At 49.6% G+C, this 2,500-nt stretch carries 2 rRNA genes (1 of these 2 cut by a window edge); both read left to right on the top strand.

What is annotated here, in order from left to right:
* Positions 1-2,303, top strand: a 23S ribosomal RNA gene (locus BQ2679_RS00010) (it extends 597 nt beyond the left edge of the window).
* A gap of 80 nt (positions 2,304-2,383) precedes the next feature.
* Positions 2,384-2,499, top strand: a 5S ribosomal RNA gene (gene rrf, locus BQ2679_RS00005).
* The last annotated feature ends 1 nt before the right edge of the window (position 2,500 follow it).

Below are 2,500 nucleotides of genomic sequence, written 5' to 3'. Positions count from 1 at the left end.
TGTAGAATGAACCGGCGAGTTACGATATGATGCGAGGTTAAGTTGAAGAGACGGAGCCGTAGGGAAACCGAGTCTGAATAGGGCGCCTTAGTATTATGTCGTAGACCCGAAACCATGTGACCTACCCATGAGCAGGTTGAAGGTGCGGTAAGACGCACTGGAGGACCGAACCAGGGCACGTTGAAAAGTGCTTGGATGACTTGTGGGTAGCGGAGAAATTCCAAACGAACTTGGAGATAGCTGGTTCTCTCCGAAATAGCTTTAGGGCTAGCGTCGACATAGAGATTCTTGGAGGTAGAGCACTGTTTGGGTGAGGGGTCCATCCCGGATTACCAATCTCAGATAAACTCCGAATGCCAATGAATTATGGTCGGCAGTCAGACTGCGAGTGCTAAGATCCGTAGTCGAAAGGGAAACAGCCCAGACCACCAGCTAAGGTCCCAAAATAATTGTTAAGTGGAAAAGGATGTGGGGTTGCACAGACAACTAGGATGTTAGCTTAGAAGCAGCTATTCATTCAAAGAGTGCGTAATAGCTCACTAGTCGAGTGACCCTGCGCCGAAAATGTACCGGGGCTAAAACAATTTACCGAAGCTGTGGATACCTTTATAGGTATGGTAGGAGAGCGTTCTATGTGTGAAGAAGGTATACCGTGAGGAGTGCTGGAACGCATAGAAGTGAGAATGCCGGTATGAGTAGCGAAAGACAGGTGAGAATCCTGTCCACCGTAAGACTAAGGTTTCCAGGGGAAGGCTCGTCCGCCCTGGGTTAGTCGGGACCTAAGGAGAGACCGAAAGGTGTATCCGATGGACAACAGGTTGATATTCCTGTACTAGAGTATGTAGTGATGGAGGGACGCAGTAGGCTAACTAAAGCAGACGATTGGAAGAGTCTGTCTAAGCAGTGAGGTGTGAATTGAGTTAAATGCTTAGTTCTATAACATTGAGCTGTGATGGGGAGCGAAGTTTAGTAGCGAAGTTAGTGACGTCACACTGCCAAGAAAAGCTTCTAGCGTTTAACATACTCTACCCGTACCGCAAACCGACACAGGTAGTCGAGGCGAGTAGCCTCAGGTGAGCGAGAGAACTCTCGTTAAGGAACTCGGCAAAATGACCCCGTAACTTCGGGAGAAGGGGTGCTGACTTTACGTCAGCCGCAGTGAATAGGCCCAAGCAACTGTTTATCAAAAACACAGCTCTCTGCTAAATCGTAAGATGATGTATAGGGGGTGACGCCTGCCCGGTGCTGGAAGGTTAAGAGGAGTGCTTAGCGCAAGCGAAGGTATGAATTGAAGCCCCAGTAAACGGCGGCCGTAACTATAACGGTCCTAAGGTAGCGAAATTCCTTGTCGGGTAAGTTCCGACCCGCACGAAAGGCGTAATGATTTGGGCACTGTCTCAACGAGAGACTCGGTGAAATTTTAGTACCTGTGAAGATGCAGGTTACCCGCGACAGGACGGAAAGACCCCATGGAGCTTTACTGCAGTTTGATATTGAGTGTCTGTACCACATGTACAGGATAGGTAGGAGTCTATGAGATCGGGACGCCAGTTTCGAAGGAGACGATGTTGGGATACTACCCTTGTGTTATGGCCACTCTAACCCGGATAGGTGATCCCTATCGGAGACAGTGTCTGACGGGCAGTTTGACTGGGGCGGTCGCCTCCTAAAAGGTAACGGAGGCGCCCAAAGGTTCCCTCAGAATGGTTGGAAATCATTCGCAGAGTGTAAAGGTATAAGGGAGCTTGACTGCGAGAGCTACAACTCGAGCAGGGACGAAAGTCGGGCTTAGTGATCCGGTGGTTCCGTATGGAAGGGCCATCGCTCAACGGATAAAAGCTACCCTGGGGATAACAGGCTTATCTCCCCCAAGAGTTCACATCGACGGGGAGGTTTGGCACCTCGATGTCGGCTCGTCGCATCCTGGGGCTGTAGTCGGTCCCAAGGGTTGGGCTGTTCGCCCATTAAAGCGGCACGCGAGCTGGGTTCAGAACGTCGTGAGACAGTTCGGTCCCTATCCGTCGCGGGCGTAGGAAATTTGAGAGGATCTGCTCCTAGTACGAGAGGACCAGAGTGGACTTACCGCTGGTGTACCAGTTGTCTTGCCAAAGGCATCGCTGGGTAGCTATGTAGGGAAGGGATAAACGCTGAAAGCATCTAAGTGTGAAACCCACCTCAAGATGAGATTTCCCATGATTTTATATCAGTAAGAGCCCTGAGAGATGATCAGGTAGATAGGTTAGAAGTGGAAGTGTGGCGACACATGTAGCGGACTAATACTAATAGCTCGAGGACTTATCCAAAGTAACTGAGAATACGAAGCGTGATTAGATTTTAAGTGACATTTGAAAGATATTCAATTTTGAGTATGTATGACTCAAAGTTAAGTGACGATAGCCTAGGAGATACACCTGTTCCCATGCCGAACACAGCAGTTAAGCCCTAGAACGCCGGAAGTAGTTGGGGGTTGCCCCCTGTGAGATATGGAAGTCGCTTAGCT

Origin of the sequence: Streptococcus timonensis (assembly GCF_900095845.1) — a bacterium.
In the GTDB taxonomy this organism is placed as follows: Bacteria; Bacillota; Bacilli; order Lactobacillales; family Streptococcaceae; genus Streptococcus; species Streptococcus timonensis.
Note: the sequence above shows the minus strand (reverse complement) of the source record. Positions and strands in the feature narration are given on the sequence as shown.